This is a genomic window from Rhizorhabdus phycosphaerae, assembly GCF_011044255.1.
In the GTDB taxonomy this organism is placed as follows: Bacteria; Pseudomonadota; Alphaproteobacteria; order Sphingomonadales; family Sphingomonadaceae; genus Rhizorhabdus; species Rhizorhabdus phycosphaerae.
Window position 1 is genome coordinate 1,033,238 of the sequence record NZ_CP049107.1, and the last position, 24,648, is coordinate 1,057,885.

The following is a 24,648-nucleotide window of genomic DNA, read 5'->3' on the forward strand; positions in this document are numbered from 1 at the left end:
CACCCACATTCCGGCGCAGATGATACGGAATGATATAGTATATCCAGAATATTCATCGGCCTACTTACATCTTTGCCACCGAATCAACATTTTCAGCAGAAATTCGATTATCGAATATCCTGCGGCATATTTGACCATATTCGTCATATTATTCTCTTTCAGCCGAAAACAAACCAAGCACCTTCGGGAGAACTCGTCATAGGCTGACCGCAGAAAGTCGGTGCGGGCCGACCGGGCGGGAGGGCCCGGAAGGCCTAATCAGAAAAGGGGAAGACCGATCATGACGACGATTCTCGAAGCGAAGACGCGCGTCCCGTTGTTCCGGGTATTTCTGCTGGCAGGTACGCTGATGGCGTCACCGGGCGCAGCGCTCGCGCAGTCAGGCAGCGACACCGCCACGACGGCGTCCGAGGCCATCGACAGCGCGGATATCGTCGTCACTGCGCTCCGCCGCAACACACGCCTCCAGGAGACGCCGCTGGCGATCTCGGCCACTTCGGGCGAAGCGCTCGCCGCTGCCGGCTCGTCGAGCTTCACCGACCTGACGCGCAACGCACCTTCGCTGCGCATCGTCGACAGCGGCCCCGGCCAGCGCCGCGTTCTCATCCGCGGTATCCAGTCTTCGGGCGAACCCACGGTCGGTGTCTATTATGACGAAACCCCGGTTTCGGGTTCGGTTTCGACCAGTTCGGACGCAGCCGGCACTACGCCCGATTTCCGCCTGTTCGACGTCGAGCGCGCCGAGGTCCTCCGGGGTCCGCAGGGCACGCTGTTCGGGTCGGGCTCAATGGGCGGTACGCTCCGCGTCATCTTCGAGAAGCCCCGCTCGGATAAGGTCGAGGGTGCCGTGAGCGCCAATCTGTCGACCGTCGAGGGCGGCAAGGAAGGCTATTCGATCGACGCGATGGTCAACCTGCCCATCATCGAAGACAAACTCGCGGTGCGTTTCGTCGGCTATTACAACAAGTTCGCTGGCTATGTGGACAATGTCATCCTCGCCAGCGATCCGACCGCGAAGAACGTCATCGACAGCACCCCGGCCGGCGATCCGTTCCTGCGCAACGACAAGGACATCAACGACGGCTATGCGGCCGGCGGACGCGCCCTGGTCCGTTTCACGCCGAGCGAGCGCCTGACCATCGACCTTGCGGCCTTCTACGAAAAGGTCAGCACGCAGAGCCCGGGCTGGCGCCTCGAACCCTCGGCTATCCTCGGCCGGAAATATGTGACCTCCGCCCGTGCCCGCGCCGGCAATTACGACGAGAACCGGATCTACAACGGCACGCTGCATTATGAGTTCGACGGCTTCACCCTCGTCGGCGTGACCTCCTATTTCGACCGTGACCGCGTCGCCGTCTCCGACGTCGGCGATACCTTCAACGGCCGCGACACGGCCGCCGGCTGCCGCCAATATCTGCTACGCAACGCAGGCACCTGCACCGACGCGCAACTCGCCAGCTACCTGCCGGCGACGCGCGCCATCCAGCAGTCCTCGCTCTATCAGCCGCAGAGCGTGAAGAACTGGGTCAACGAACTGCGCGTCAGCTCGAACAACGAGAGCCCCTTCCAGTGGACGGCCGGCCTGTTCCTGGAAGACCGCAAGACCGTCGTCCGTTCGACGCTTCTCACCGCCAATCCGGCAACCGGTTCGCTCTACGACGTCGATGATCCGACCGCGCTCGCCTATGACCGCACCATCTTCGACTATCTGAAGCAGAAGGCAGCCTATGTCGAACTCAGCTACAAGTTCTTCGACCAGCTGACGTTTACCGCCGGCACGCGCTATTATGACTTCCGCAAGCGCGTCGGCGGAAAGATCGACGTCGGCCAGATCCATTATTCGTCGGTGGTCACACCCTATACCGAAGCCAAGAACAAGGAAGATGGCTTCATCTACAAGTTCAACCTGGCATGGCAGGCCAATCCCGACCTGTTGTTCTATGCCCAGGCGGCGCAGGGCTTCCGTCCCGGCGGCGTCAACCAGGTGATCGGCCTTCCGGCAGCCCTCGCGGGCTATTCGTCGGACAGCATCTGGAACTATGAGCTGGGTGCGAAGACGAAGCTCGCCCGCGGCATCTATTTCAACCTCGCCGGCTATCGCATCGACTGGGATAATCTCCAGGTTTCGGCGCGCACCACCGGCACCGGTTCGGTGTTCGGCCTGATTGCCAATGCCGGCGCGGCGCGCATCTGGGGCGCGGAAGCCGAGCTCACCGCCGACATCACCAGCAATTTCTCGGTGAGCGGCAACCTTGGCTATACCGATGCCAAGCTGTCGGAGGATCAGATCAGCACGATCGTCACGGCCACCGGCCGCAAGGGCAATCGCCTGGCCTTCATTCCGAAGATCACGGCCGGCATCGCGGCGGAATATACGCACGAGCTCAACGACGACATGGAAGCGATCGCCCGCTTCGACGCGAGCCATGTCGGCAGGTCGTACAGCACGCTGTCCCCGGCCGACATCTATCGCCGGCTGATCCCGGCCCACGAGATGGCCAATCTGCGCTTCGGCGTGCAGCAGCCCGACAACGACTGGGGCCTCTATTTCTACATCAACAACCTGTTCGACGACACGGCGATCAACAGCTCGAGTTCGTCGGCGAACACGGGCGGCCTGACCAATACCTTCAGCGCGCCGCCCCGTACCTTCGGCGTCAACGTCACGAAGCGCTTCTGACGGCAGGGCGCGGGCCCGGAGCCCGCGCCCCACCTTCGAACGACAAGAGGGGATTAGAGATGAAGATCGGTAAGAGGACCGTGCTCGCGCTTCTGGGCGGCACGATGATGGTGGCTGCCGGCAATCTGGCGGCACAGGACCCGGCCCCCGGCAAGGTCGAAGCCGTCAAGCCGCGGGCTGGTGCCAACCCGGCGCCTGCGCGCAAGCAGGGCGAGGGCGCGGGCCCGTTCAACAAGATGGTCATCCGCGGCGTCACCCTGATCGACGGTTCGGGCGCGCCGCCGCGCGGCCCGGTCGACATCGTCGTCGAGAAGAATGTCATCGCGGACATCCTGCCGGCCGGCACGCCCGGCCTGCCGCTCAAGCAGGGCCGCGAGCCGCGCGACTTCGATTATGAGATCGACGCGACCGGCATGTTTGTGACGCCGGGCTTTGTCGACATGCACGTCCATGGATCGACCTCGGACAAGGCGCCCGACCTGTCCTATTCCTACAAGCTGTGGCTGGCCCATGGCGTCACCACGGTCCGCGGCGTCGACCTTGCACCGTTCGAGATTTCACTGAGCGAGCGCGCCCGCTCGGCCCGCAACGAGATCGCGGCCCCGCGCATCTTCGCCTATCAGCGGCCCGGCCAGGGCAAGGGCTGGACCGGCGGGCGAGTGAATACGCCCGAAAAGGCGCGCGCCTGGGTCCAGTGGGCCGCCAAGCAGGGCATCGACGGCATCAAGATCCTCGACAGCGAGGACCAGCCGCCCGAAGTCATGGCCGCGATCATGGACGAGGCAAAGAAGACCAAGCTCGGCACCGTCGCCCACCTGTCGCAGATCGGCGTGGGTCGCATGAACGCCGTCCAGGCGGGCGAGGCCGGCCTCGGCACGGTCACCCACTTCTACGGCCACTTCGAATCCATGCTCAAGAACGGGCAGGTCCAGAACTGGCGGCATGATTATAATTATGCCGACGAGCAGGACCGCTTCGGCGACGTCGCCAATCTGGGCGACGAGAGCGTCGAGCCCGGCTCGCCCGAATGGTGGGACTATCTGGAAAAGCAGAAGGCGAACAAGGTCACCTTCGACCCGACCATGACGATCTATGCCGCCGGCCGCGACCTGATGCGTGCTCGCAACGCCGATTGGCATGATAAATATACCATGCCACAGTTGTGGGGCTTCTATCAGTCGTCGCGTGAGAACCACGGCTCCTACTTCTACGACTGGACACTCGCCACCGAGGTGAAGTGGCGCAAATTCTACGACAAGTTCATGCGCCTGCTGAACGACTACAAGAATATCGGCGGCCGCGTGACGACAGGCTCGGACTCGGGCTTCATCTTCGAGCCCTATGGCTTCGGCTATGTCCAGGAGCTCGAGATGCTTCAGGAAGCAGGGTTCAATCCGAGCCAGGTTCTTATGGCGGCGACGCTGAACGGCGCGCTGACGCTGTACGAGCCGAAGGGCCAGCCGGTCCCGCCGATCGGCACCGTCCGCGTCGGCAAGCTCGCCGATCTCGTGATCCTCAAGGAAAACCCGCTGCAGAACTTCAAGACGCTCTACGGCACGGGCGCGCTGCGCCTGAACGAGAGCACGCAGAAGCTCGAGCGGGTCGGCGGCGTCAGCTACACGGTCAAGGACGGCGTCGTCTACGACGCGAAGCAGCTGCTCGCCGACGTGGCCGAGATGGTCGCTTCCGAGAAACGGCGCATGGGCATGCCTGAAACGGGCCTCCCGCACCCATGAGCCGTCGGCGCGCCGGCAGCCCCCGGCGCGCCGCCCTATTCTTCCGGCACGACAAGGCATGACGACAGGAGAGCGCGATGGATAACCAGCAGCAGATCGTTCGCCGCGATATCATGAAATATGGGGCGCTCGGCCTCATCGCGGCAGGCTTCACCGGCCGCGTCGACAAGGTCGCAGCGATGCAGTCATCGCCGTCGCAGGCGGGCGAGAAGTCGCTGACCGCGCAACTCCGTGCCACGGGCGGCGACAGCCAGAAGCTGCTCCTTGCCCCCCTCACCGGGGTCAACAGCCCGCCCCCGCCCGCAACCTACGACATGTTGCCACGCGCCTGGAACAAGGCTGCCTTCAGGAAGCTGCACGATCGCGTCGCCGAGCGCGGCTGCAAGTCGGTGCTGCTGCGCAACGCCAACAACTGTTCCTATTTCACTGGCTACTGGTTCTCCAACACCGAGCGTCCGCAGGCGATCCTGATGAACGCCGGCGACGAGGCGCCCTGGTACTATCATCCGGTCATCGACACCCAGCTGATCAAGAGCGGCTGGTATGGCGGCGGCCGCGCCTATTTCGACTTTCCCCATGCAACCGGCGCCTTTCCGAATGAAGGCAAGGTCTCGACAGGGGCGACGGTCGACATGCTCGAGTTCATGCTGGAAGGTATGAAGGAAAAGGGCATCGAAGGCGGCAAGCTCGCGATCGACGGCGAACTCTACCCGTCCGAACAGGCCAAGTTCGCCAAGATCCTGCCCGGTATCGAAATCGTCAACGTCGCCGACATCGTCCGTGAGATCCGCTGGATCAGCACGCCCGAGGAACTCGCCCTTTCGCATCGCGCCTATCAGCTCAACGATCGCGCCCATGCCTTCGCTCGCGACTACGTCCTTGCGCACGGTACCGACGTCACCGACCTGGAAATTCAGCTCGCCACCCAGCTATGGCTGCTCGATACGCTGCGCTCGGGCCTCAAGCTCGACGGCGGCCTGCCCAATCGCGGGGTTGCCAGCGGTGGCGTGGTCATGGTCCGCTGCGGTCGGACCACCGCCTATCCGCATCCCAACCAGCCTTATTATCAGCGGCTGGGCCGCGACATGCCGCTGCAGGTCGTGATCGTCGCCAAGGTCGGCGGATGCGGCGGCGAGAATTACCGCATGTACCAGACGGCGAATGCCAGCGGCGGCTTCGACGCGCATGGCACCAAGATGTGGGAAGTGTCGCAGCACACCTGCGACATGCAGCGCGACCTGCAGGCGGCCGGCCGGCGCTGTTCCGAGGTCGCAGCCGCGATCCACAAATATCAGGTCGACCAGGGTATGGCCGGCTATATCTACCACCGTCCCGGCCATGGCCAGCAATCCGAAGGCCATTATGCGCCCTATATCGCGCTGGGCGATCATACGGTGCTGCAGAAGAACATGCTCTTCAGCCAGGAGCCGGGGCTGTACGATCCCGAGAAGGGCGTGGGTTACAACTGGTCCGACACTATCGTGACGGGCGAAGGGGCCGGCTATCGCATGAGCCGCGTGCCTTATGACAAGCAATGGTCCTTCATCCGGATCTGACGGAAGGCAAAGGGGAAATATCGGAATGAAGCTCGCATCTCTCTTCGCCGCAGGCATCGCGCTGGCCGCCATCGCGCTTCCTGCAGCCGCGCATCAGACGGCTGGCGGCAAGCCCGCCGAGCCCGAGGTGAACCGGGTGGCCAAGGGCGCTCCGGCACGCACGGCAGGCGAAGGCATGGGTCCGTTCCGCAAGCTGGTGATCCGTGGTGCGACGCTCATCGACGGCACCGGCGCCCCGCCACGCGGGCCGGTCGACATCATCGTCGAGGGCAACCGCATCACCGACATCAAGCAGGCCGGCTGGCCCGGCCTCGCCTGGAAGCAGGACCGCGAGCCGCGCGACTTCGACCAGGAGATCGATGCGACCGGCATGTACGTCCTGCCGGGCTTCGTCGACACGCATGTCCACCTGCCCGGCCCCGACAAGGCCCCCGACGCCTCTTATGCCTATAAGCTGTGGCTGGCGCATGGCGTAACGGCAGTACGGGGCGTTCCCTTGACCAACCAGGCACTGGCCTCGCGCGAGAAGAACCGGTCGGCGGCCAACGAAATCGCAGCCCCCCGCATCTTCAATTATCAAACGCTCGGTTCAGGCTGGACCGGCGGGCGCATCACCGGGCCGGACAAGGCGCGCGAATGGGTGCGCTGGGCCGCCAAGAACAATATCGACGGCATCAAATTCTTCGGCTGGAACGACGAGACGCCCGAGGTGATCACCGCCGCGATCGACGAAGCGCACAAGAACAAGATGGGCACCGTCGCCCATCTCAGCCAGCTGGGCGTCGCCAATTTCAACGGCCGTGTGGCGGGCGAGGCGCATCTCGACTCGATCACCCATTTCTACGGCCACATGGAATCGCTGCTCAAGAACCGCACGATCCAGGACTTCTCGGCCGGCTATAATTTCTACAACGAGCTCGACCGCTTCGGCCAGGTCGCCGACATCTGGGATGAGGTGTACGAGCCGGGCAGCCCCGAGTGGAAGGACTATCTGGAGAAGCAGAAGGCCAACAAGGTCACCTTCAACCCGACCTTCAACATCTATGCCGCCTCGCGCGACCTGATGCGCGCGCGCAATGCCGACTGGCAGGGCAGCTACACCACGCCGCAGCTGTGGAATTATTTCCAGTCGACCCGCGACAATCACGGTTCCTATTTCTTCGATTGGACGAGCGAGATCGAGACCTCGTGGAAGCGCTTCTACGATCGCTTCTTCACGCTGGTGAACGACTATAAGAATATGGGTGGACGCGTCACCGTCGGCACGGACTCGGGCTTCATCTACAAGGTCTATGGCTTCGCCTATGTCGAGGAGCTGGAGCTGTTCCGTGAGGCGGGCTTCTCGCCGCTGGAGATCTTCCGTTCGGCGACGATCAACGGCGCCAGGGAGATCATGGACCCGAAGGGCGCCGAACCGGACTTCGGTCTCGTCCGCCCCGGCTATCTCGCCGATCTGGTGATCGTGAAGGAGAACCCGCTGCAGAACCTCAAGACGTTGTACGGCACCGGCTTCGTCCGCCTGAACCCGCAGACCAACAAGCAGGAGCGGATCGGCGGCGTCCGCTACACGGTCAAGGACGGCATCGTCTACGACGCGCCCAAGCTGCTGTCCGAGATCGCGACGATGGTCGCCCAGGAGAAGCAGAACGTCACGACGCCGGTGCCGCCGCCGGCTCCGCTGGCCCCGCTTCCGTAAATGACAGCGTCAGATCGGCAGCGAGGTCGAATATTTGACCTCCTCGAGCACGGCATAGGTCCGTGTCTCGCGGATGCCGGTCATGTGGGTCAGCGAGGTCCCGAGGAAACGACGATAGGCCTCCATGTCCTGCACGCGAACCTTGAGGAGATAGTCGAAGCCACCGGCGACCATATGGCATTCGAGGATTTCCGGCATCGCCTTCACGGCGTCCGCGAAATGGTCGAAGACATTGTTGGTCGTCCGGTCGAGCATCACCTCGATGAAGACGAGCAGGGCACGGTCGAGTTTCTTGGGGTTCAGCAGGGCAACGATGTCATCGATATAGCCCTGCTCGCGCAGCTTCCTCAGGCGGTCGAAGCAGGCCGAAGGGGAGATCCCCGCCTGGGCGGCCAGATCCTGGTTCGTGATCCGGCCATCCCGTTGAAGAGTATTGAGGATTTTGCGATCTATCTGGTCAAGCATCGAAGATCCTTCGGGCTATCAGGTGAACCTAGTGTAGCATTATCGGCAATGAGCGGAAGAGCCGAAAACTTCCCTTTAGGCATCATGTCGCCGCCGCCGGTCGGGGTGCGACGACGACGACAAAAGCAGGCATCGCCCGGGCGCTCCATCGCGTCCTGAGCGAAGGCCGGCAGTCGACAACAGGAAAAACTGCCGGCCGCCCCATGCGGCCGGAGAGGGATGCCTGCATCCCGCGATCATCGAAGGACTGGAGTGCGTAACGTGCAGAGCGGGCTGGATTGGGACAGGATCGACGCCGGTAAATATCGCGATGAGCGCCAGGCAATAGCCGACCTCCTCGCCCTCACCCCCTTCTCCCCCGAGGAGCAGCGCGATGTTCGCGCCGAAGCGATCGGCCTCGTCGAGGCCGCCCGCGCGGCCACCCGCAAGCAGGGGCTCGTCGAGAGCTTCCTCCAGCAATTCTCGCTCGGCACCCGCGAAGGCCTTGCGCTGATGTGCCTCGCCGAGGCGCTGCTGCGCGTACCGGATGCCGAGACGCGCGACCGGCTGATCGCCGAGAAGATCAGCACCGCCGACTGGGCCGCCCATATCGGCAAATCGGACAGCCTGTTCGTCAACGCCTCGACTTGGGGCCTGATGCTGACGGGCAAGCTGGTCGACGTCGACGAGGAGATACGCAGCGACGTCGGCGGCTGGCTCAAGGCCCTCGTCGGCCGCCTGGGCGAGCCGGTCATCCGCAAGGCCGTCGCGACCGCCGTGCGGATGATGGGGAACCAGTTCGTGCTGGGCGGCACGATCGAGTCCGCAATCGAGCGCGCGCGCAAGGAAGGCTATCGTTGCTCGTTCGACATGCTGGGCGAGGGCGCCCGGACGATGGCCGATGCCGATCGCTACGAGGCGCTCTATGCGGAGGCGATCCGCACCGTGGGCGCGTCGCGGGCGGCGCTGGAAAGCCCCGAGGAAGGCCATGGCATCTCGGTCAAGCTCTCAGCCCTCTGCCCGCGCTACGACGCGACGCGCGAAGCCTTCGTGTTCGCCGACCTGTATCCGCGCGTCAGGCGGCTCGCCCTGATCGCGGCGGAACATGACCTCAACTTCACCATCGATGCCGAAGAGGCCGATCGGCTGGTTCTCTCGCTCAAGCTGGTCGATCGCCTGGCGCGGGACGAAGCGCTCGGTGCCTGGACCGGCCTTGGCCTCGTCGTTCAGGGCTATCAGAAACGGGCCCTGTCGGTGATCGACATGCTGGCGGACCTTTCGCGCCAGAGCGGCCGTCGGCTGATGATCCGCCTCGTCAAGGGCGCCTATTGGGACAGCGAGATCAAGCGTGCGCAGGTGGCAGGCGCGCCGGGTTATCCCGTCTTCACGACCAAGGCCGCGACCGACCTGTCCTATCTGGTCTGCGCAGCCCGGCTGATCGAGGCCAGCCCCCTGCTCTTCCCCCAATTCGCCACGCACAATGCGCATACGCTGGCGGCCGTGCGCAAGATGGCGCAGCGGGCCGGCGTCCAGATCGAGCATCAGCGGCTGCACGGCATGGGCGAGGCCCTCTACCAGTCGGCGAGCCGGGCGAACGACGTCGCCCTGCGCGCTTATGCGCCGGTCGGCGGTCATGAGGAGCTTCTGCCTTATCTCGTCCGCCGTCTGCTCGAAAACGGCGCCAATTCCAGCTTCGTCCACGCCCTGCTCGACGAGAAAGTGCCGCCGGCCGATGTGGTGGGAGATCCGATCGACGCCGTCCGCGACATGCCGGTACCGCACCCGCGCATCCCCCTGCCCGCCGATATCTACGGACCGCAGCGGCGCAATCCGCTGGGTCGCGACTATAGCATCGCCGCCGTGCGCGAGACCGCTGCGCGGGCAGCAGCGACGCTCTCACCGCTATCCGGCGGGCCGATCGTCGGCGGGCACAGCGGCAATGGGATCGACCGGCGCACGATCACCGGCCCTGTGCGAAGCGACCGCATCATCGGCGACGTCGCCGATGCCAGCGGCGAGGACATCGATCGCGCGGCAGCGCTCGCCCTTGCGGCCCAGCCCGGCTGGGATCGCCTCGGCGGCGCGGGCCGGGCATCCGTTCTCCGCGCCATGGCGGATGCACTGGAAAGCGAGATGGACCGGCTGATCGCCCTGCTGTCGCGCGAAGGCGGCAAGACGCTGAATGACGGCGTCGCCGAGGTGCGCGAGGCGATCGACTTCTGCCGCTATTACGCCCTGCTGGCCGAACGGCAGTTCGGCGATGCCGAAACGCTTCAGGGCCCCGTCGGCGAGACCAACAGCCTCGCCCTCCATGGACGCGGTATCTTCGCGTGCATCTCACCCTGGAACTTCCCGCTCGCCATCTTCACCGGCCAGATCGCCGCCGCCCTCGCGGCCGGCAATGCGGTCCTTGCCAAGCCGGCCGAGCAGACCGTGCTCGTCGCGGCGGAAGCCGTCCGCCTGTTCCATCGCGCCGGGCTCGATCCGGCCCTCCTTGCCCTGCTTCCCGGCGATGGCGCAGTCGTAGGCAGCGCGCTGTGCCGTCACCCGCTGGTCCAGGGGGTCGCCTTCACCGGCGGCACCGAGACGGCGCGCGCGATCAACCTCGAACTGGCGCGGCGGCCCGGGCCGATCGTGCCGCTGATCGCGGAGACCGGCGGGTTGAACGGCATGTTCTGCGACAGCACCGCGCTGCGCGAGCAGGTCGTCGATGATGTGCTGCTGTCGGCCTTCGGATCGGCCGGACAGCGCTGCTCGGCGCTTCGCCTGCTCTACATTCCCAAGGACACCGCCGACGATGTCCTTGCAACCATCGCTGGCGCCCTTGCCACCTGGACGATCGGCGACCCGTCGGATCCCGCGACCGACATCGGTCCCGTGATCGACGAGGATGCGCGCGCGATGCTGCAACGCCATGTCGAGCGGCTCGAGCGCGAGGCCAGCATCCTCGTGCGTGCGGACGACAGCGGCCTCCCCGCCGACGGTTGCTATTTCGCGCCGATCGTGGCCGAAATCCCGACCCCGGATTTTCTCGACAGCGAAGTCTTCGGTCCGATCCTCCACGTCTATCGCTATGAGCCAGGCGAGTTGGAGACGGTCGCCGACAGGCTCGCCGCGCGCGGCTATGGCCTGACGCTCGGCATACACAGCCGGCTGGAAGGCTTCGCCAGACGAGTCCGCCGTCATGTGCCCGCGGGCAATGTCTATGTGAACCGCTCGATCACAGGCGCGGTGGTGGGAGTCCAGCCCTTTGGCGGCGAAGGACTTTCGGGAACTGGACCGAAGGCCGGCGGCCCGCATGCGCTGCTCCGCTACGCGACCGAGCGCGCGCTGTCGGTCAACATCACCGCGCAGGGCGGCGACCCCGCGCTGCTGAGCCTCTAGGACCGCCCGCTGATGCCGGCGCCGGCCCGCTCAGATGAAGCGATACATGACCAGCGCGTCGACCGGGCCGGCCTGTGGGTGATCGAAGGCGCCTGGAAGGCGGCCGACGATCTCGAAGCCGAGCGACTGCCACAGCTTCACCGCGCGTTCGTTGGTGGATACGACGAAGTTGAACTGCATCGCGCGGAATCCCCGCGCGCGGGCATGGTCCATCGAGTGGGCACACATCGTGCGGGCCACGCCGCGGCCGGTCGCCTCGGCGGCGGTCATATAGCCGCAATTGGCGACGCCCGCTCCACCGCCCATCTGATTAGGCTGCAGATAATAGGTGCCGAGCAGTTGCCCGTCCGCCTCCGCGACGAACACGTCATGGGTGGGGAGCGTCCAGTAGGCGAGCGCCTCCTCCCGGCTCCAGTCGCGCGGCAGGGCATAGGTATCGCCCGCGCGGATCACCGGCTCGATGATGCGCCAGACGCCATCGGCGTCGCGCGGCTCATAGGGACGGACGTGCATGTATCGGCCTTTCGCAGGTCGGGGACCATCGCCGGGACCGGCGACCGTAAGAAGACCTAACAAGGGGATGCGTGGTGGGAAAGTGGAACAGCCGAAAAAGCGTTGTGGCGCGGGAAGATATGGCGCCCGAGCATCGGCTCGAGCCGACACTGGGCTGGCCGCATCTGATCGCGCTGGGCGTCGGCGCGATCGTCGGCACGGGCATCCTGACGCTGATCGGCGTCGGCGCGGACAAGGCTGGCCCGGCCGTCATCCTGTCCTTCGTCATCGCGGGGCTGATCTGCGCCTGCGCGGCGCTCGCTTATGCCGAGATGGCGACGATGATCCCCGCCTCGGGCAGCGCCTATACCTATAGCTATGTCGTGATCGGCGAACTGGTCGCCTGGGTCGTCGGCTGGAGCCTGATCCTCGAATATAGTCTGGTGGTCAGCGCGGTCGCAGTCGGCTGGTCGGGTTATGCCGCGCCGTTGCTGCAGGCAGCGGCGGGCATACCGATGGCGCTGATGCAGAGCCCTGAGATCGGGGGGCTCGTCAACCTGCCCGCCATCTTCATCATCGCAGTGGTCGCCGGGCTGCTGATGGTCGGCACGCGCGAGAGCGCGACGCTGAACAGTGTTCTGGTACTGGTGAAGATCGTCGCCCTGATCGTGTTCGTAGCGGTTGCGCTGCCCCATTTCGACGCGGCCAATCTCGATCCCTTCGCCCCCTTCGGCTTCCCCAAGACGATGGGGCCCGACGGCGTAGAACGCGGCGTGATGGCGGCCGCGGCGATCATCTTCTTCGCCTTTTACGGCTTCGACGCGATCGCCACCGCCGCCGAGGAGACGCGGCGCCCCGAACGCGACCTGCCAATCGGGATCGTCGGATCGATGATCGCCTGCGTGCTGATCTATATGGGCGTCGCCGCAGCGGCGGTCGGCGCGGTACCATTCCGCACCTTCGCCGACAGCCCCGAGCCGCTGGCCCTGATCCTGCGCGCGCTGAACCAGCCGGGCGCGGCGATCTTCCTCGCGGCCTCGGCCGTCATCGCCCTGCCGACCGTCATCCTCGCCTTCTTCTATGGACAGTCGCGCATCTTCTTCGTCATGGCACGCGACGGACTGCTCCCGCGCAGCCTGGCCAAGGTATCTTCGCGCGGAACGCCTGTCAGGATCACGCTGTTCACCGCGCTCATCGTCGGCGCAATCGCGGGCTTCTTCCCGCTCGACCAGATCGCCGCCCTCGCCAATGCCGGAACGCTCGCGGCGTTCATCGCGGTGTCGGCCTGCATGCTGATTATGCGCCGCCGCGCCCCAGACGCTCCCCGGAAGTTCCGCACCCCGTTCGCCTGGGGCACCGGACTGGTCGCGATCGGGGGCTGCCTCTACCTCCTGGCAAGCCTGCCGAGCCGCACGCAGCTCTACTTCCTGCTCTGGAATGTGCTTGGCGTGGCGCTGTACGCGATCTTCAGCGGACGGCGACAGGAGGCGGAGGACGCAATCGACAACGATCGAATCGCGAGGATGTAGGGAAAGCCCCTCCACCATCCTGCGGATGGTCCCCCTCCCTCCCCGTAGCCGGGGAGGAACTTCCCGCGCGCACCCCTAAGTTCCTCCCCGGCACGGGGAGGGGGACCGCCGAAGGCGGTGGAGGGGAAGGCTGGCAGGGGAAAGCGCCTATTTCGCGCGAACCGCATTCCAGTTGAACAGGAAGCGGCGATGCTCGGCCCAGGTCTGGCCTTCGATCTGGTCGCCACGCAGGCAGGCGGCGCTGTGATAGGGGCCGACGCCGTCGGTGGTGCGGAAACTGACGCAGGTGCGACCGCGATCGGTCTTCCAGCGGCCGGCCTCGATCTCGCTGTCGTAGAAGCTGCCGGTCACGGTGCCGTCGGTCGCCAGCTTCAGGACCATGTCCTTGGTGTAGACCTGTCCCGGCTCGCTCGACAGGTCGACCGTCCAGCGGCCATCGAGCGCGCTGGGCGCTTGCTGCGCTGCGAGCGGGGCCGCCAGGGCGAACATCACCGCCGTCACTGCCATTCTGCTCATCGCCTTGTCCCCCCTCTTTGGCCGCTTTCCCCAAGCCCTCAATTCGCCGGCTTGCGCGCGAAGATACCGTAGCCGCCGATCAGCGCATAGCAGGCAATCGGCAGCAGCAGCGCGACCGACAGGCTGCCGCTCCAGTCGGCCAGGCCGCCCACGAGCAGCGGCACGATCGCACCGCCGCAGATCGCGACGTTAATGATCCCCGACCCGTCCGCCGCCTGCGTTCCCAGGCGCGCGCAGGCCAGGCTAAAGATCGTCGGAAACATGATCGCATTGGCAAGGCCGACCGCCAGCAGCGCATAGGCGCCGACATGCCCCGGCACGCCCGCCGCCAGCGCCACCAGTGCGATCGCGATCGTCGCAACCCCCGCCAGCGCTACGCCCGGATTGACGAAACGCAGCGTGGCCGAGCCGACGAAGCGGCCGATGAGCGCCCCGCCCCAGTAGAAGGGAATGAGCTTGCCCGCCGCCTGCTCGGACAGGCCGAGCGCATGCGGCTGCATCAGATAGCTGACCAGCAGCGATCCGATCGCAACCTCCGCGCCGACATAGAGGAAGATCGACAGCGTGCCGAAGCCGAAACGCGGCCGGCGCAGGAGGGCGAGCCCCGACAGGACGCTGCCGCTTTCATGCCTTTCGCCCTTCAGCCGGTCGCGGAGCAGCCAGACGACGCCGGCGATGATCGCCAGCGCGACGGCGAGCCCGACATAGCCGTGGACGATCGCCCGGCTTTCCGCCGTCCGATAGGCATCGAGCGCCGCACCCGACAGCCCCTGCGCGTTGGTTCCGGCAAGGCTGCCGAGGATCAGGATCGCCCCGACATAGGGAAAGAGCGTCGTGCCGAGCGAGTTGAAAGCCTGGGCGAAGGTCAGCCGGCTGGAAGCGGTGCGCGCGGGCCCGAGCAGGCTGATCAGCGGATTGGCAACGACCTGCACCACCACGACCCCGCTGGCGAGCACGAACAGCGCGAACAGGAACAGCGGATAGGCGGCATAGGCGCTTGCCGGGATGAACAGCAGACAGCCCAGCATCATCGCCAGCAGCCCAACCGTCGCGCCGCGCATATAGCCGATCCGCTTGACCAGCTGCGCCCCCGGTATGCCGACGATCGCATAAGCCGCGAAGAAGCAGAACTGCACCAGCATCGCCTGCGTGTAGTTGAGCGTGAACAGCTCCTTCAGCTTGGGGATGATGATGTCGTTGAGCGACGTGATCCCACCGAAGATGAAGAACAGCCCGAAGACGAAGAAGCGCAGCGAAGGTGCGTTGATCGCCGGCGCCTGATCGGTGGCGGAGCGAGCGGTCTGGGCGATGTCGGGAGGTAGAGCCATTACGGCGCCATAGCCGAGCCCGCGCCGCACGACGAGAGGCGGAACGCGCCACGGATTCTTTTCATTCGCGCTGCGGCTACCCGAGCGGTTACCGGCCATGCTATCGCCGCCGCAGACGGCAAAAAGCCGCGAACCGAGGAGAGAATGCCATGCCCGTCCGCGAGGACCGCGCGCCGATCGACCAGATCGGCTTCGTCACCGACGACCTGGACCATGCCGTCCGCTTCTGGAGCGAGAGCCTGGGCGTGGGGCCGTGGCAGGTCTATCGCAACGTCGCCCTGGACGGTCACTATCTCGGACAGCCGACCCGCGTCGTCATCGACGTGGCGCTCGGCTATCGCGGGACCGAGCAGATCGAGTTCATCCAGGTCCGCAGCGACACCCCCTCCCCCTATCAAGGCGAGGGCGGCCAGCCGCTCGCCGGGCTCCACCACCTGGCCTGGATCGTCGACGATCTCGATGCCGAGGCTGCGCTGCTCGACGCGCGCGGAATGCGGCGCGTCTTCTCAGCGGAGAATATCGCGGTGCGGGTCATCTATTTCGCCGACCCGAAGCAGCCCGGCGTGCTGTTCGAACTGATCTGCGGCGCCGGATCGCGCGAGGGGCATGATGCCGGATTGGCCCTGTCGCGCGACTGGGACGGGCGATCGACACTGCCCGAGATCGACCTGGGAGCAGTGGCATGAGCGGACGGCTGGCGGGGCGGCGCGCACTCATCATCGGGGCCGCACCGGGCAATCTGGGCGACGTCATCGCCCGCCTCTACCGCGCGGAAGGCGCGCAGGTCGCGATTGCCGGGCGGCGCGAGGAAGCGACAGCGGGCCTGGCGAGCGACATCCACGCGCTGGGCATCGCAGCCGACATCACCGTGGAGGCCGATCTCGACCGCCTGTTCCGGCAGGTCGACGAGGCGTGGGGCGGGATCGACATAGCGGTCAACGCCAGCGGCTGGGGGCTGCTCGTGCCCTTCCTCCAGTGCAGCCGCGACGAGATCGACCGGATGTGTGCGCTCCAATTCGCCGGGCCGTTCCAGTTCTTCCAGCGCGCCGTGGCGATGATGAGCCGCGCGGGCGCCGGTGGCGGCAGCCTGATTCAGATCTCCTCGGTCACCGCCCAGATCATGATGGACGATCACGCAGCCTATATGGGCACCAAGGCGGGTTTCGACCATGTCATGCGCTGCATCGCGCACGAGTTCGGTCCGGCGGGTATCCGCGCCAATTCGCTTGCCCCGGGCGGCATCGCCGACACACCGATGTCGGGCGGCGGGCTGAACCTGCCTCAGGTCGCAGCGCTCTATGCGCGGGAGATTCCGCTCGGGCGGCCGGGCGTCGCCGCAGAGGTGGCCGATGCCGCCCTATGGCTTGCGAGCGACGAGTCTCGGTTCGTTACCGGGCAGACGATCCATGTGAGCGGCGGCCAGACGCTTCGCCGCAATCCGCGCTTTGCCGAGGTTGCCGCGCTGTTCGCCGAGACAGGCTGACCGCCCGCCGAGGCGCGGCAATCGGGGGTCAGTCGCCCTCGACCAACAGCAGCTTGCGCTCGACCAGCGACTCAAGCAGCGCGAGCACATCCTTGCGGATCACCTCGATCGGGGCGTCGAAATCCTCGGCCAGTCGGTCGCAGAGCGCATCGACGCGGGTCGGCTCCGCCAGCGCGTGCCAGATACGGCTGCCGATCGGATCGAGATTATAATAATAGCCGCTCTCGGCATCCATCATCACCGTCTCACCCTCGACATCGGCGGTGAGCATATCGGGCGACGCCTGGACGGAAGAGGACAGCGTGATCATGGGTCATACCATCGTTACGGAGAAATAAGCACTTTCCTCTAGGGCTTAGGTGGCGCTCTGTCCACGGGGACGCGCCACGCCCGCCATGGAGGGCGCTGTGAAAAGGGCATATTCCCGCGCTATCCCCGGCGGCGGTCGATCGCCGGAGCGACCTGACGCTGACACGGGAAATGGCCAAGGCTGCAACATTATGAGGGAGGTTATCGCATGGGCATAAGATCAAGACCGCGTCGGAGCCTTCTGGCGGTCGCTGCGGCCCTGGCGCTGTCGACCGGAAGCGGCGCATCGACAACGGCGCGACTTTCCGACCTTTCATGGCTGGCCGGCCATTGGCTCGAATGCTCTCCCCGAGGCGAAGCGATGGAGACCTGGACCGATGGCCGGGGCGGCGTAATGCTCGGGCTCAGCAAATCAATCCGCAAGGATCACACAAGCTGGGAACTGTCGCGCATCGACGAAACGCCCGAGGGCATCGTCTTCTTCGCCAGCCCCAAGGATCAAGCCGCGACCGCGTTCAAAGCCGTGTCGATCACCACGGGCAAGGTCGTCTTCGAAAATCCCGGCCATGATTTTCCGCAGCGCGTTCTCTACGTGCGCGAAGGCGACAGGCTGACGGGAAGGATCGAGGGCATGCTCGACGGAAAGCCAAAAGCGATCGAGTGGCGCTACCGTCTCTCGCCACTCGACGCGACATGCGCCATCGATCCGCAGACACTGCATGGCGAGCACAGACGATAAACGATTATCCGGGCGAACTTCATACCGGATTGAGCCTCGGCCGCCGGGAAACATAGTGGGCGCTATGCGGCGAATGCCCGATCGACGCGCAAGCCCCCCCGAAAGGACGCCGACTTCTTCCACGCAAGGGGCATGGCGCAGTTCGAGGAGCTGATCCTCTCATGGCAGGACCCTAGCTCAAATTGAGGAAATTTCGGGGATACGTCAGATCCTGTTCACCAATATGGAGCAATCCAGACTCGTGCAGGCGATGACATCTGCCTATACACGGACCGATGGCGTGGTGGGGATTGGATGCCGGGCATTATATTCTCAGGTACCGCCGGGGCAGATAGCGTCACGGGTAGCGATAACTCCGATGCACTCGCGGGCGCCGCCGGCAATGACACCCTGATCGGTGGGCCTGGCGACGATTATCTAGAAGGCGGTGCTTACCAAGTCGCCGATGGCGGCAGCGATTTCATCGATGGTGGTACTGGACGTGATGAAGCCGGCTACAGGCACGAGACGACAGGTGTCTCGGTAGACCTCAGGCTTCAGGGTGTCGCCCAGAACACTGGCGGTGGCGGAATCGATACGCTGATGAGCATCGAGGATCTGGTCGGGACCAGTTTCGCAGACACGCTCGTTGGCGACGATGGGGATAATAAGATCGACGGCATCGACGGGAATGATTTCATCGATGGCCGCGGGGGTGACGACGACCTTTTTCTCTATTCGTTCTTGAACGCGACCAGCGCCACCCTGCTTGGTGGAGACGGTAATGACATAATTCGCGTGTTCCGTGTCGATAACGTCACCCTCAATGGCGGCAACGGATCAGATATCATCGTCGCTGGGGACTATGACAACGCCACTGTCGACGCCGGCAGCGGCGACGATATCGTCACGCTGAGCTCCTATCTGGGTAATGCCACGATCACGCTGGGAGCGGGTTCCGACACGATATTCCTGCCACCTATAGGTAATTACGGCGTCGATACGCCCGGATCACGTTTCGTAACAGATTTCACGGCTGGCAATGGCGGTGATCGCGTCGATCTTTTTTCTTATGTGAGTGACAACAACCTATCTGGATATATTACGGTATCAACCAATCCTCTTTACAGAAACAATCCCTTTTCGACGGGGCATTTTCGGCTTGTCGAATCTGGCGGCGATACGTTGTTGCAGATCGATGCTGACGGACCGACAGCACTCGGAGGGTACTACCGCGACTTCGTTACCCTTGTTACGCTGCGCAATGTCAGGACGAGCGATCTCACGGCTTTCAATCTTGGCGGCTATGTCCTCCCCAACATGAGCACGGCGACGGGGGGGAGTGACGACGATACTCTGACCGGCTCTCCTGCGGCAGACCAGTTGAACGGGGCAAGCGGCAACGACACACTGATCGGAGGTGGCGGGGTCGACACGATGATCGGCGGCGTCGGAAATGACACCTACAGCATCGACAACCGAGGCGATGTCGTAACCGAAGCCGTGGGTGGCGGAGACGACAGCGTCACCGCAAATGTCACATGGACATTAGGCCCAGGCCAAGAGGTTGAACAAATCTCAGCTGCAAGCGGGTTTGTCTCTTTCAACCTGAGTGGCAATGAGTTCAGCCAACGCTTGAACGGCAACGAAGGGGCGAACCTGCTCGTCGGGCTTGCTGGCAATGACACGCTTGTCGGAAATGGGGGCAGCGACACGCTTGACGGCGGAACTGGCGCGGACTCCATGATCGGCGGTGCTGGCGATGATGTTTTTTTTCTGGATTCAGCCGCCGATGTCGCAGTGGAAGGTGCGAATGGCGGCAGCGATACGATCGTGGCGGGCTATAGTCTCACGCTGGGCGAAAATTTCGAACACCTGACGCTCTTGGAAGGCTCCGCAGCCCTCTCGGGCACTGGCACCGCCGCTCCCAACTTGCTCGTCGGAAACAGCCAGGCCAACAACTTGTCGGGCGAGGCTGGCAACGATACGCTCGATGGAGGCGCCGGAAACGATACAATGGCCGGCGGTATCGGAGACGATACCTACTATGTCGACAGCCCAAGCGATCAGATCATGGAGGTTCCTGGCGGCGGCTCCGATACGGTCATGATCAGTGCAAGTTATACGCTCAGCGCTAATGTTGAAAATCTTATCGTGATCAGCGGCTTGGCCAATCTGATCGCCAGCGGCAACGAATTAGACAATCGTCTAACCAGCGATCATTCATCCACCGTCCTCAATGGTGGCGATGGGAATGACACGATCGAGGGTGGCGACGGTAACGATCGACTTGCAGGCGACGCCGGCAACGACTTGCTGAAGGCGATTGGCGGTCATGATATACTTCTCGGTGGCGATGGCGCCGATACTATATCGGGCAGTATCGGCAACGACCATCTGTACGGCCAATCTGCAAGTGGCGGCCCGGACGGAGGTGACATTCTGACCGGTGGCGCCGGGGCAGACTACATGCAGGGCAACGCCGGCAACGACATACTAGATGGCGGGGCAGGATCGGATCGCATCAATGGAGGCGCGGACGCCGACACAATCCGGGGTGAAGAAGGCAACGATACCGTTAACGGAAATCTTGGAGCCGACATCATAGACGGAGGGTTTGGCAATGACTCATTGCGTGGTGGTCAGGGCAACGACTCAATCTTCGGCGGGGGCGGTAACGATGTGATCAGCGGCGATCTGGGTGTCGATACTCTCATCGGTGGCGGAGGCAGCGATGCGTTTATCTTTGGCGGTAGAGCGTCGCTCTTCGCTGGCACCTCTGCTGACGTGGTAACAGATTTTCAGATCGGTACTGACACGATATCTGTTGGCTATACTGTGCAGACAATTTTGACAGGCGCGGCGCAGTCGAGTTTTTCAGAAGCTGCCATAGCAGCTCAGCAGTTGTTTAACAGCCGGGAAGGGAACGGGGAGGTCGCGGCCATCCCCGTAGGTAGCGATACCTATCTTTTTTACTCGAGCAACGGTGGAATTACCGCTGACTCCGCTGTGCAATTTCTGGGAGTAGATTCTTCTACGATCATGATTGCGAACTTCACTTGAACTGCCGAGCTACGTCGAATTTCATGCGCGATTTGACAGACTGGGTTCCTGCGCTGATCTTGACGATTACAAGTCCGGGCTTGGTCCTCAATGATCCGATCCCAGATAACTGGATCGCTTTGCTTTTGAGTTGTTCGCCGTAACCTCCGAGACTGGGGAACTCTATCCCAAGGCGGTCCAAAGAATGGTGTCGTGTCGCGCCTTGGAAAGTTGGAACATGAGATGACAGGCTGCGTCGTGCCGATTCCTGCAGCAACACTCAAGCTTACATGCTTATTGCTCCATTTTCTGAAACAGCACGTTCGATAGCTTGGTCTGAATAGCTCCATTTTCCAAACAAAGCCGATATATAAAAAATTCCAGGCCAATGTGCGAAAAGATTATACCGGCCCCCTCGGCAGAGAAATAATCAGTGTTTATGATCATGGCGTCGGCCATAAATACAATGAACGGCAAACTATTTCAGCCATGGCTCACGCAATATAAAATCAAATCGATCGTGGCCAATATGTTTCAAACCATCTTCGCGATAATGTCATTGATATAAAATGGCAAAATGATAAAAAATCTTGAGACGCCTTGTCGGCTATCGCGATGGAGGATGGACATATTTTGAAGAATGAGGATTATCCGAAGCATCATCATTTCACATTCACACCCAGGAAATGAGTGCCGCATGGTGAAGACAACCGCAGCAGCCCTGTCGATCGCAGGCGCGGTCGGCCTTTTCTGTAGCTCGAGCGCTTTTTCACGGTCCTATGATGACATATCTCCCATCGCGCCGGGCATATATGGCAATGTCGAGTTCAGCGCAGACACCGGCGACTTGGGTGGTATTGAGATCGAGATCCACTCCGGGCCCAACCGCATAGTCGACATCACGGTGTGTGAAGGTTGGTGTGAATATGCCTACCAGGTCACCTATGAAGAATTGATGGGAACGATTTACTTTCAGATCGGTAACACCGGCTTCCCTCCCCGAAAATTCCGCGTGTCGGCGAAAGGCAAGAACGTCTTGATCGAGGAAGATCAAGAGTTTGCCGCATATAAATATCGCCTGAAAAGGCAAAAGATGCGGTTTGGGCTCTCAGTTGCGGAAGATTCGATGGAAGAATATGCGGAGGAAATGAAAAGCCAAGCCAAATGATGGCATAACTCCAATCCGGGCATTATATGCCGTCCGGATCGATCGAGGAAATTGTAGCCAGCTTTTCAGTGCGTCGGAAGCAGGCCAAGCGCGGCGAGCGCCCTCCCGTATGAAACGCGCTCTTTATACTGCTGAAGGGATGGTGTGCTTACAGGACTCGAACCTGTGCCCCCCGCATTACGAAGGCCGCTAGGCGGCGTGGACAAATTTGAGCCAGTATCTTGTGGTGGCGATATAGACCATGCCAAGGAAGCTGTTGGACAGTTGATCGTATCGGGTAGCGATGGCCCGATTGATCTTGAGATGTCCAAACATGCGCTCGATACGGTTGCGCTGCTTGTAGAGCGTCCGGTCATGCGCGATTTTCACGCGACGGTTTGACCTGCCGGGGATAACGGCAGCGATCTTCCGTTCGGCAAGATTGGCACGGATTGCGCCGGGGTCGTAGCCTTTGTCGGCAAGCAGCGTCAGGTGCGCGCTCGGGCAGGCCGATCAAGGCGTCATAGGCTTTGCAATCTGCTGCCTCGCCGACCGTCAGGAGGAAGGCGAGCGGTCGTCCGAGGGCATCAGCCAAGCAGTGAAGCTTACGGGTGAACCCGCCCCGCGAGCAGCCAAGAGCGCGTCGATGATTCCCCCTTTTCCACCCGCTGCCGAGACATGACCGCGAACTGTGGTGCTATCGATGCCGTAATGGCCGGTATCCACCATGATCTCTGCCAGCGTCACGGCAACGGTTTCCCAGATACCGGCCTCGCTCCATCGCCGGAACGGGCGATTGATCGTGTTCCAGCTACCATATTTGGGCGGAACGTCGCGCCATGGCGCTCCGCACCGAAGCCGCCACAGTATGGCGTTGACGATGGAACGGTTCTGTTCGCGCGGTCTGCCTCGACCTCGGCTCTCAGGCTCAATTGGCAGCAAATCCTTCAGAATGCGCCATTCCGCTTCTGTGAGATCTCCCCTGCTTAAGCTTGCCTCCAAAAGGCAGCCTGGAATCAACCTGTCGCCACTGGGTCAATCACTTCCGTGCGACGCGGTGCGCTCTTTGCCAGCAAAGTACTCCCAATACGAAAGGGAGGACGAAGAATAGCGCGTACACCTGCCAGTTTTCAGTCAAAACGGTTGGGATGGTGCTTGGCTCAAGGAGTGGCAGCAGCAGCGGAAACAACATGATCGGCGGCGTCCTCCAAAGCGACACCGCCATCCGCTTCCAGAGAGTGGCAGTTGTGGGAGGCGTTATAAACCAGCGCCAAAACCTCCGACCGATGTGTTCAGAACTTGCCATGAGCAGGAGCTTACATCGTAAACGCCGAGACGCTACCATCTCGCCATCGGAATTTGTACACGCCGCCCAGGAAATCCTTGACCACCGCCTCGCTCGTCGCCCGGGCTCTGCCCAAATTGCGGATGCAGACTCAACACGCTTCCCTGCACACTTCTGCCAGAGCAGTGCTCACCAATTACAATGGCTGTTGGCGCAGAGCATCGTGCCACTTCTTAATCACGTAATCATACATGAGACAATCTTCCGCATGAAAATATCGAATTTCCTCTTCAAGATTTTTATCCATGCCAATTCGTTCATTTTCGTCGGTTTTATTGTAATGAGGTAATTCTAACTTTAAGTTATTGTTTATATTGAGAATTTTTAATATTTCGATGACGGACTTTTCAATATCCTCATATACACCGATATAGGAAAAATCACTTAATTTAACTTGGTATAGATATTGAGAATAAAAATTCTTCATCTCGTTACACAAGGAAAATTGCGAAAAACTCCAATTTTCATCTTTCATTTTCCGCCATAGATAATGGCCTGGAAAGTATCCTGACTTCCAGAATTTATAGTGCGATAACAATCTTTTTACCGGGTCACGGATTATCGTGACAAGAACATCATGGTCAGCCAAGCCGGACCCGATATACTTCATCGGATAGAAGTGGCCGTAAACGATCTTATTCGCAGGTGCCTTGATTGGGTTGAAGAGCGCGTCGATCATCTTCGAGGATCGCTCGGGGAATGGAAAACCGAAATAGCTTTCATAATCGAGATGCAGTTCGGCGGGCGCCATATCCTCGAGCAGCTTCCTGACGGAAGAGCCCGCGCATTTAGGCATGTGAAGAAACAAGCGCATATGAGAAAGCCCCTCCAATGAAGCACAATCGGCCCGGCCGGGCCCGGCCCTCGCCTATATCACGCGCCGAAAAAGAGTAAGTGGCCGCCACGTCGACGAGAGCTCAACGCCGGCTGAAACTGTGATGAACAGCCGCAAGCGCCTCCCGCAGGAAACGCGCTCTTTATACTGCTGAATGGATGGTGCCGCTTACAGGACTCGAACCTGTGACCCCCGCATTACGAATGCGATGCTCTACCAACTGAGCTAAAGCGGCTCGCTGGTGAGGCGCGCCTTAACAGTGGTTTTCGGCATATTCAAGCGCTCGATGTTCGGATCGTCGCTTCCGCGCGTCGCGGCGGCCGGTCGGATCGGCGGGAGGGGCCGGTGGCGCTTCGGACTCCACCTGATGACCTGCTTTTTTACCAATCCTCAACCGGCCGGGGCGCA

19 protein-coding genes and 1 tRNA gene are annotated in these 24,648 nt (G+C 62.4%); 11 read left to right on the top strand and 9 right to left on the bottom strand.

The features are described from left to right. Positions 1-280 precede the first annotated feature (280 nt). The 4 genes from G6P88_RS04725 (at position 281) to G6P88_RS04740 (ending at position 7,668) form a co-directional block, all read left to right on the top strand. Complete coding sequence (locus G6P88_RS04725) at positions 281-2,680, top strand: TonB-dependent receptor (protein WP_226946727.1); 2,400 nt, start codon at positions 281-283, stop codon at positions 2,678-2,680. Between the two features lie 104 nt (positions 2,681-2,784). Beyond that, a complete protein-coding gene (locus G6P88_RS04730) occupies positions 2,785-4,416 on the top strand; it encodes an amidohydrolase family protein (RefSeq protein WP_165324901.1) in 1,632 nt (543 codons plus the stop codon). A gap of 77 nt (positions 4,417-4,493) precedes the next feature. Then, entirely contained in the window at positions 4,494-5,972 is a 1,479-nt protein-coding gene (locus G6P88_RS04735) for a M24 family metallopeptidase (protein ID WP_165322071.1), read from the top strand. A gap of 25 nt (positions 5,973-5,997) precedes the next feature. Then, positions 5,998-7,668, top strand: coding sequence for an amidohydrolase family protein (locus G6P88_RS04740; protein WP_165322072.1), 1,671 nt, complete (start codon positions 5,998-6,000; stop codon positions 7,666-7,668). A 9-nt stretch (positions 7,669-7,677) separates the two neighbouring features. Here G6P88_RS04740 and G6P88_RS04745 read toward each other — a convergent pair whose 3' ends face one another. Next, entirely contained in the window at positions 7,678-8,133 is a 456-nt protein-coding gene (locus G6P88_RS04745; RefSeq protein ID WP_165322073.1) for an Lrp/AsnC ligand binding domain-containing protein, read from the bottom strand. Positions 8,134-8,394: 261 nt separating this feature from the next. Here G6P88_RS04745 and putA point away from each other — a divergent pair, with 261 nt between their 5' ends. Next, positions 8,395-11,496 (top strand): bifunctional proline dehydrogenase/L-glutamate gamma-semialdehyde dehydrogenase PutA, encoded by a 3,102-nt coding sequence (gene putA / locus G6P88_RS04750; RefSeq protein WP_206335859.1) that lies wholly within the window; start codon positions 8,395-8,397, stop codon positions 11,494-11,496. A 30-nt stretch (positions 11,497-11,526) separates the two neighbouring features. On the opposite strand, the gene G6P88_RS04755 is transcribed toward putA, so the two are convergent. Continuing rightward, the gene (locus G6P88_RS04755) at positions 11,527-12,009 is read right to left on the bottom strand and encodes a GNAT family N-acetyltransferase (RefSeq protein WP_165322075.1); all 483 of its coding nucleotides are present in this window, start codon (positions 12,007-12,009) and stop codon (positions 11,527-11,529) included. 119 nt (positions 12,010-12,128) lie between these two features. Here G6P88_RS04755 and G6P88_RS04760 point away from each other — a divergent pair, with 119 nt between their 5' ends. After that, complete coding sequence (locus G6P88_RS04760; RefSeq protein ID WP_165322076.1) at positions 12,129-13,517, top strand: amino acid permease; 1,389 nt, start codon at positions 12,129-12,131, stop codon at positions 13,515-13,517. Between the two features lie 147 nt (positions 13,518-13,664). On the opposite strand, the gene G6P88_RS04765 is transcribed toward G6P88_RS04760, so the two are convergent. Together G6P88_RS04765 and G6P88_RS04770 are read right to left on the bottom strand one after the other, a co-directional pair. Then, on the bottom strand, positions 13,665-14,033 hold the full coding sequence (locus G6P88_RS04765) for a hypothetical protein (protein ID WP_206335860.1): 369 nt from the start codon (positions 14,031-14,033) through the stop codon (positions 13,665-13,667). 38 nt (positions 14,034-14,071) lie between these two features. Then, entirely contained in the window at positions 14,072-15,361 is a 1,290-nt protein-coding gene (locus G6P88_RS04770; RefSeq protein WP_165324902.1) for a sugar MFS transporter, read from the bottom strand. A 149-nt stretch (positions 15,362-15,510) separates the two neighbouring features. Here G6P88_RS04770 and G6P88_RS04775 point away from each other — a divergent pair, with 149 nt between their 5' ends. Together G6P88_RS04775 and G6P88_RS04780 are read left to right on the top strand one after the other, a co-directional pair. Further along, a complete protein-coding gene (locus G6P88_RS04775; protein ID WP_165322077.1) occupies positions 15,511-16,047 on the top strand; it encodes a VOC family protein in 537 nt (178 codons plus the stop codon). Next, complete coding sequence (locus G6P88_RS04780; RefSeq protein ID WP_165322078.1) at positions 16,044-16,844, top strand: SDR family NAD(P)-dependent oxidoreductase; 801 nt, start codon at positions 16,044-16,046, stop codon at positions 16,842-16,844. The genes G6P88_RS04775 and G6P88_RS04780 overlap by 4 nt, the downstream gene beginning before the upstream one ends. Before the next feature lie 28 nt (positions 16,845-16,872). Here G6P88_RS04780 and G6P88_RS04785 read toward each other — a convergent pair whose 3' ends face one another. Further along, on the bottom strand, positions 16,873-17,154 hold the full coding sequence (locus G6P88_RS04785) for a PqqD family protein (protein ID WP_165322079.1): 282 nt from the start codon (positions 17,152-17,154) through the stop codon (positions 16,873-16,875). Positions 17,155-17,361: 207 nt separating this feature from the next. Between G6P88_RS04785 and G6P88_RS04790 the strand changes: the two genes are divergently transcribed. The 3 genes from G6P88_RS04790 (at position 17,362) to G6P88_RS04800 (ending at position 22,081) form a co-directional block, all read left to right on the top strand. Continuing rightward, positions 17,362-17,892, top strand: coding sequence for a DUF6265 family protein (locus tag G6P88_RS04790; protein WP_165322080.1), 531 nt, complete (start codon positions 17,362-17,364; stop codon positions 17,890-17,892). Between the two features lie 294 nt (positions 17,893-18,186). Beyond that, positions 18,187-20,934 carry a calcium-binding protein gene (locus tag G6P88_RS04795; RefSeq protein WP_165322081.1) on the top strand — a complete coding sequence of 916 codons (2,748 nt, stop codon included), beginning with the start codon at positions 18,187-18,189 and terminating at the stop codon, positions 20,932-20,934. Positions 20,935-21,610: 676 nt separating this feature from the next. Further along, on the top strand, positions 21,611-22,081 hold the full coding sequence (locus G6P88_RS04800) for a hypothetical protein (protein WP_165322082.1): 471 nt from the start codon (positions 21,611-21,613) through the stop codon (positions 22,079-22,081). A gap of 189 nt (positions 22,082-22,270) precedes the next feature. On the opposite strand, the gene G6P88_RS20505 is transcribed toward G6P88_RS04800, so the two are convergent. The 4 genes from G6P88_RS20505 to G6P88_RS04815 form a co-directional block, all read right to left on the bottom strand. Beyond that, positions 22,271-22,552, bottom strand: coding sequence for a transposase (locus G6P88_RS20505; RefSeq protein ID WP_206335925.1), 282 nt, complete (start codon positions 22,550-22,552; stop codon positions 22,271-22,273). A 63-nt stretch (positions 22,553-22,615) separates the two neighbouring features. Next, the gene (locus tag G6P88_RS20510) at positions 22,616-23,080 is read right to left on the bottom strand and encodes a transposase (protein ID WP_206335861.1); all 465 of its coding nucleotides are present in this window, start codon (positions 23,078-23,080) and stop codon (positions 22,616-22,618) included. Positions 23,081-23,541: 461 nt separating this feature from the next. After that, positions 23,542-24,219, bottom strand: coding sequence for a sulfotransferase family 2 domain-containing protein (locus G6P88_RS04810; protein ID WP_165322083.1), 678 nt, complete (start codon positions 24,217-24,219; stop codon positions 23,542-23,544). 180 nt (positions 24,220-24,399) lie between these two features. Next, positions 24,400-24,475: transfer RNA gene (locus tag G6P88_RS04815), tRNA-Thr, on the bottom strand. Positions 24,476-24,648: the final 173 nt, after the last annotated feature.